This window comes from Bacillus cereus group sp. N6, from assembly GCF_016483705.1.
GTDB lineage: Bacteria > Bacillota > Bacilli > Bacillales > Bacillaceae_G > Bacillus_A > Bacillus_A wiedmannii.
Window position 1 is genome coordinate 228,891 of sequence record NZ_JAEHBI010000004.1, and the last position, 6,826, is coordinate 235,716.

The window sequence follows — 6,826 nt, forward strand, 5'->3', positions numbered from 1 at the left end:
ATGAATGCTCCTGTTATTGAATCTAAAATATTAGAGAAACAAAGAGAGTATCTTTTAGAGCAAGCAAAGCTACGATTAAGTAGTGCTGCTACGCAAGAAGAGGTATCTCAATTAGCAGATAAAATCTTTTACAGGTATCAATCTTGCATAGGTAAGCCTTTATTCCAAGCACGAAAAGTTGTGTATGGAGAATTACCTTTCCTTGAAGATTATTACGATAACAACAAGGACATGGAAAAAGACTTAGGTATTTTATTCTCAGAACTAAATACCATTGCTACTTACCTAGTAGACTACTTCAACTATTCTCAAAGTGAGAAAGACAGAATCTTATCTATCGTTCGTGGTATTAATGGGGTTGTATCAGACCTTCAAATGTTAACCGAAGAAACAACACCTAATACGATTTATTTAAAAGAGTCGTTTACGAATTACGATAACGTTGATACGGTTTTAACTCCAGTAGAGAACCGAAGTATGATTCATACGCAAGAAGGAGTGTTAACTCTTCGTCGTGCAAATGCTTTAAATAGAAGCATCGGAAGTAAAGTCCGAACCATACAAGGTAATGGTATTGCAGGGACTTATTATTTAGCTCGTAAAGTTCAATCAGATTCAGAATTTGAAAACTATGAACATGTTTCTTCTCAAATAAAAAACGATGACCCGAAAGCATTAGTTGATGGAAACGTAGATACAGTATTCGAATTCGAAATGGTTAACATTCCAGAAAGCTATAAAAAGCAGGCTTTCTATTATGATGTTGAATGGGCAAAGGGGAAAGAGCATGACGATCTGTTACGTGTAAAGATTGTTGTTCAATTACCTAAGAGTGAAGTAATTAACTGGATTAATTTAAATCCTTATCATGCTGCAGGTAGCCCAGGAACAGTTAATGTATATTCTATCCGAACATCTAATGATGGTATTGAGTATCAAGGTCTTTTCCAAAATGACCAATTTGTACTGAATCAAGAAATCAATAAAACACCTCAAAGTTATCGAGCAGAGGATTTATTTGATGGCAGTGAAAACTTTGCTAAAACAAAATTCTCTGGCCAAGGTGTTTGGAGCTTCCCATCAAGAGAAGCAAAATACATTGAAATCGTATTAGAACAACCAAATTCATACAAAGAATTACTAGGTCAAGAAGCTTTCTATAGAAGAAAAAAAGATTCTACTTCATGGACACGTATTCGAAAACAAGAAGTACCAAGTAATATCATTGATGAAAAATACGGTATTCACACTGTTAACAGCGACTATGAAATTAAAAAGGTTTTAGAAGCTGTTGAAGGATGGCGTTATGCTATCGGAATTCGAGACATTGATATTATGAGCTTTGAATTCGCTGAAGCAAGTGAGTACATCAGCAAACCGTTTTTACTTGAAGATGGTATTAAGAAAGTACTCCTATATGCAAATGAAAAAGTTCCTGCTATGTACAAAGAGAAAGTAAGTGAGTCCAATGACTGGATTCAGTACTTTGTTTCTTTCGATGACATAGACTGGCACAAAGTTTCTCCGCAACATCAGCAACCGGTAAACGATAAGTTCCCACCAAAGATTCTTTCTATTAACGATAATGAATCTGATATTGAAAATGCGTTTGCTCTTCACAAACAAAACCTTCAATTAAAAGAACTTCCAAAACAAGTAAGGCTAAAAATCGTTATGAAGCGACCAGAGAAAACAACAGAAGATGAGATACCTCTTCTTCATACAACACCACTTGTTGAAGACTTCGCTTTAAAAATTCTTACAGAACAGAAAGGGGTGTAGGAGATGTCTATTAACATTCGTCAAAAACGTTTTACTGTAGCGGTAAACCAAATCCTTCAGGAAGAACTTCGAAAGGGGAATCTTCCTACATCCAAGGAGTTCGGTTCGCGTTTAAATAAACTACTAAGAGATCAGGACTTAGGTGCTCCTGAGTATACATTTAAGCGTATTCGTAATGGTGAATTAGCTGAGTCCGACTTCTATAATGAGGTTGTTAGTAAAATACAAAAAGACTTGATGATTCTTTATGAGAATACAATCGCTGTTCACGATCAATTAAAAGGAAAGTTTAATTGGTTTGAGGTAGAAAAGAATCGATTAGAGTATGAGGCTAGAAGGTTAGAAACGGAATTAAAAGAGAAGATCTTACTGTATGGTAAGACTGGTTACTTAGCAAGTATCTTTGATACGTTCGACGACTTATCTAAAATCGAATCAGAAGAGAATGTGTCTATTGATATAAAGAACCATCAGATCACACTTAAAAAACAGGAGAATACTTCATTCTTAATTAATCCTGATAGTGTAATTAAATTCGTTATGCCAAAAAGTTCTGCAAGTACATTCAAAAAGATTCCTATTTCAGGGAAGATTGAACAAGCTTTGAATGTAAATACAAACGAAACATTCCAAGAAGTATGGCTATCTAAAACAGAGGGTCCAGCTGATGGATATGTAGATATAACATTCAAGGACAGACAGGTATTAAACCGAATTGATTTAAGCCTACATGCTATTAAGGATGTTACGGTATACATTGAATTCACACTAGATGAACTGAATTATTTCCACTTACCGTATTATCCAGAAGGTAAACAAACGGGCAATAACGTATCATTTTATTTCCCAACAACAGAAATGAAAAACATGAGAATTTGGATTCGCAAACAGGAAAGCGACAAAGAAATTGTTCATCCTGAAGGTTACTCATACCAGTACTTATTTGGAGTTAAAAAGATTCAGTTCTTCCAACTAAGTTATCCGGAAAGAGGAGAGGTTGTTACAAAATTCCTTACTCCGAATACAGACGAAACATTCTCTATTGGTAAAGTATCATTGGTTACAGAAGAAGAGATTCCCGATGGTACAGATATTGAGTACTTTGTACGTGTAGATAATAGGGAAGAGAGTTGGAAACAGATTTCTCCTGTTAATAGAGATACTGCACAAGCTCCTAACTTAATTGATTTCAAATACGTTGTTCATGCTAGTCCAACAAACTTAGGTATTCCAGAGAATGCTAGTGGCCAAGAATCAGAGATCATTGAACTACAAGCAAACGGAATCGCATTTTATTCATTGGGTTCAATTGAAAAACGAAAAATCGTTCCGCGAACAGAACGCTTGTATATGGGTAAAGATGCTTGGAGCATGCAAAAGACAGTGGCGGACTTCGGTGAGACTCATATCCCTTCACTAGATGACTGGAAACAACCATCAAATGATATTGTCCGTAACGTGATTCCTATTAAGGAAGGGAATCGTGGATTGATTCTACAAGATGAACAATTCACACAGCATACGCAACTGTACTATGGAATGGGTATTTTCTATGAAGGAAAAGAACAAGTACTTCCTACGATTCCATCATCTACAGAACCAATTGCTATCTTCTTAAATGGAGAGAAATTATTTGAGGGAATACCTTCTTCTCAAACCAATGTGAACTACAAGTTTAAGCAAGGTTGGAATGACCTAACTGTATTGGTATATGTACAGAGTTTAAATAAAGACTGCACGATTGATTTAGGATTTGATCCGATTCGTGTAAGTACTCATTGTTATTCTACAAGTCAGTTCTTAGAAAAGGTATCTGTATTCGACCTAAGGTATAACACAAAGAATAACGATTGGTCTAAGTACGCTCTTTACGAGAAAGATGGAAAGGTCTATATTGTGGTTAATCATTCACTACCTGGTGTAACATATGACCTTTACTATGACTATGTAGATGAAGTAGAGCATCGAGATATCCAGTTAAAAATTGCTATGAAACAATTCTCTGTAGGGCAATATACAACACCTGTATTACGTCGCTACACATTACAATTTAGTTAGGGAGGAGCAACTCTATGAGAATCGAAAAGAAATATAAACCTTCCTTTCATAAAGCCAATGCTCGTTACCGTGGTGTAACTGAGCTATCCCAATATACGAATTTTGTTCTTGAATCTGCTCATGACCTTTTACTATTAGGACATATTACAGAAGGAAATGAAGCAACACATAAAGATGGCCACAAAAAAGAAATGTACAACAATTTCGTTTCTATCATGACAGGTGATCAAGAAGTAGGGAAGTCGAATGTATTTACGGCTTCCACGCTTCAAAAAATAGATTACTCGCGAACAGTACCTGTCCCTGGATTAGATAGTTGGAGCCCTTTAAATGGATGTACAAAAACAGCTGCCGGTGATGCAATTAAACTTACTTCAAATGGAGTACTAGATCCAGTAGGAATGTTTAGCACTCTTTATGTAGAACCAGGGGATAAGATTTATATTCGTATGAAGGTAAGAAGTACAGGTGGTGCTTCGGACTTTACCTTTGGTTCAAACAATATGCGTATGGGACCAGATAAGAATGGTGATACAAGAAAGGTTCCTTTACCACAAAGTAATGAATTTACCACTATCGATTACGTGTTACGTTTCCAATATGCTGAATCAGTATCAATCAACATAAACGTTCATGAAAAACCGAATGTGTTAAAAGCAGCAAATATCGAAGTAAAAGATCTTGAGATATATTACTTCAATGAAACACCAATTCAAGTTTCATCTTTTGATACAGTTATTAAACCAAACGTGGATGAACTAGAAGAAAAAATTAATTCGATACGATAGGGAAGGTGAGTATATGCGCCCGATTACATTAAGAAATCCGAATCTAAATAAAGGGCCTAGCTCTTCTGAAGAATTCAATAAACTACGTAATGACATTCAAACAGATATTACTACGTTGTTTGATATTGTTAATGACCATGATGGTGTCATTTCTGAAAACATGGATCATATCTTACGTGAAAATTACTTCTTGCAAAACCGTCTAAAGAAATTAGAGGGAAGAGTGTATGAGTTAGAAAAGGATTATCAAAACAACAGTATAGCAGGGGAGAGTATCCTTACTCGATCTTTCTATCATGCAAGCAACATCATTTCATCAAATCCAAATAGCCCCGTTAATGTAGATACACTTCATGGACTTATTACCCCAGTTGTTGTTCGATCTCATGATAAGATTGCCTATAAGAATGACTTAGGCGAATACATATTACCTAGTAACCTAGAAGTAAACGTATATGAGTCATCAGACATAGAGCCAATTGATACAGAAACAAAACAACGTAAATTCTATGAGGTAGATTCTAGTGGTATTACAAAAGCATTTGATGGAGACAAGAACTCATTCTGGGTTCGTCAATCAGAAACAAATGAGAATAAATGTGTAACAGAAGTGTATGGATTGATTCATGTAAAAATCCCACAAAACATTTCTAACAACATTTATACGAACACGATTACTCTTCATCCATCTCCAGAGTACTCTATGAGCGTTCTTGATATTCAATACAAGAATCAGAATGGGGAGTGGAGGCGCATTGAAACTTATCCCGTTAAAAAGGTAAATAATACAGATGTACCAGAAGAGATTGTTGAATCTGGTAAGTTAGTATTTGCATTCCCAAGACGACAAGTAACGGAATTACAAATAAAAGTAAAACAACCTTACTGGTTCAAGCATGACAATAAAAGAATCTTTATGTACGGATTCCAAGACATCGTTGTAGAGTACCGCGAGTATTCTCAAGATACTGCAGAGTTCACAACAAAGTTCTCATTAGAAGGAACAGATCGTCGTTTCACAAATGTAAATACACCAAAGGTAACAGTACCAGTTGGATGTCCACCATTTAACGACTATACTGTAAAACATGAATTATATTTTGATGAGGGGTTAACGGAGAAGTTTGATTTCTCAACAGATATTTTCCAACCAATTCAATCTGTATATGTAAAAACACTTTTAAAAACAGCAGGGGATCAGGTACCATTCTTACGTGAGATTGAGTTACCTTATCGACATGAAGAATTAGAAGTGCTATAAAAAGAGAAGGGAGCATAACCGAAATGGTATGCTCCTTTTTTATTTAAAACATTATCTTTGAAACTTCTTCTAACAAAGCTTTCTTTTTATTCTCATCAGTTGTTGTGTAGGCTTCATTAATCTTTCCTGCAGTTTGAAGGAATTTCTTAACTGCTTCTACCTCTTCAGGTCTAGATTCTTCGTTTTCTAAAACCTCTAAAGCATATGTAATTGAAGTAGCAAGTGAAACTGTTAAAATTTCCATATTATTATCTCCTTCTAAATAGCTTTTAATATGTATTTCTACAGGTAATGAATAATACCTTTTTAATTGTTTAAATCATAAATCATACCAGCAAAGAATATTCCTATGATCACAAGTGCGATAAGAGCACCTAATAACATTTTCCCAAGAGAGCCAGTTAGAATTTCATGTAACATTCCTTTTGCCTGCTCTTGAGGTTTTCCTCTTAAAGTGAGGGAGAGGATGAAAGTAATTATTAATAAAAATAATGCCGCAATTAAATATCCCATTGTTTATGTATCTCCTTAATCTAAGTTGTCCAATACATTATATCAGCTGGAACATCTTAAGGTAATAATATTTTCACTTACGCACAAGTCTTATTCTATTGAATTGAGCAAGGTTATTATTTGTGTCATGAGCCATTACTTTATCGACGATTCTAACACCTATATAATCCTTGAAATCCTCGTCGCCATCTTTAATCTTTTGTTTGATCTCAGCAACTTTTTGTTTACAAAATTCATTAGTGTAATAACCAGTGCACCATAAGATGGTTTTACTTCTATCAGCCACAATTACACCGCCCTTAAATCAATTTTAGTATTTTTACGTGAATAAGAACCTTTGCCTTTTTTAGCTTTATCGGCTCTTGCTGGTGGTGGCATAGTTCCACGGTTTTGTGTCATAACACCAATGCGCTTAGTTTTATTC

The 6,826-nt window shown here is 35.1% G+C and carries 8 protein-coding genes; 4 read left to right on the plus strand and 4 right to left on the minus strand.

Annotated features, from left to right (window positions below; all coding sequences use genetic code 11):
- Genes JDS99_RS05920 through JDS99_RS05935 form a run of 4 tightly spaced genes read left to right on the plus strand, consistent with a single transcriptional unit; the run spans position 1 to position 5,889 of the window.
- The gene (locus tag JDS99_RS05920) at positions 1-1,782 is read left to right on the plus strand and encodes a hypothetical protein (protein ID WP_199694755.1); all 1,782 of its coding nucleotides are present in this window, start codon (positions 1-3) and stop codon (positions 1,780-1,782) included.
- A gap of 3 nt (positions 1,783-1,785) precedes the next feature.
- A complete protein-coding gene (locus tag JDS99_RS05925) occupies positions 1,786-3,840 on the plus strand; it encodes a hypothetical protein (protein WP_199694756.1) in 2,055 nt (684 codons plus the stop codon).
- A 14-nt stretch (positions 3,841-3,854) separates the two neighbouring features.
- The gene (locus tag JDS99_RS05930) at positions 3,855-4,628 is read left to right on the plus strand and encodes a hypothetical protein (protein ID WP_199694757.1); all 774 of its coding nucleotides are present in this window, start codon (positions 3,855-3,857) and stop codon (positions 4,626-4,628) included.
- Positions 4,629-4,641: 13 nt separating this feature from the next.
- Positions 4,642-5,889, plus strand: a complete 1,248-nt coding sequence (locus JDS99_RS05935) for a hypothetical protein (protein ID WP_199694758.1) — start codon at positions 4,642-4,644, stop codon at positions 5,887-5,889.
- 43 nt (positions 5,890-5,932) lie between these two features.
- Here JDS99_RS05935 and JDS99_RS05940 read toward each other — a convergent pair whose 3' ends face one another.
- From JDS99_RS05940 to arfA, 4 genes are all read right to left on the minus strand, one after another.
- Complete coding sequence (locus JDS99_RS05940) at positions 5,933-6,133, minus strand: hypothetical protein (protein WP_199694759.1); 201 nt, start codon at positions 6,131-6,133, stop codon at positions 5,933-5,935.
- Between the two features lie 62 nt (positions 6,134-6,195).
- A complete protein-coding gene (locus JDS99_RS05945; RefSeq protein ID WP_139888741.1) occupies positions 6,196-6,402 on the minus strand; it encodes a hypothetical protein in 207 nt (68 codons plus the stop codon).
- Positions 6,403-6,475: 73 nt separating this feature from the next.
- Entirely contained in the window at positions 6,476-6,688 is a 213-nt protein-coding gene (locus JDS99_RS05950; RefSeq protein WP_199694760.1) for a hypothetical protein, read from the minus strand.
- 2 nt (positions 6,689-6,690) lie between these two features.
- Positions 6,691-6,801 carry an alternative ribosome rescue factor ArfA gene (arfA, locus tag JDS99_RS32325; RefSeq protein ID WP_345943216.1) on the minus strand — a complete coding sequence of 37 codons (111 nt, stop codon included), beginning with the start codon at positions 6,799-6,801 and terminating at the stop codon, positions 6,691-6,693.
- Between the last annotated feature and the right edge of the window lie 25 nt (positions 6,802-6,826).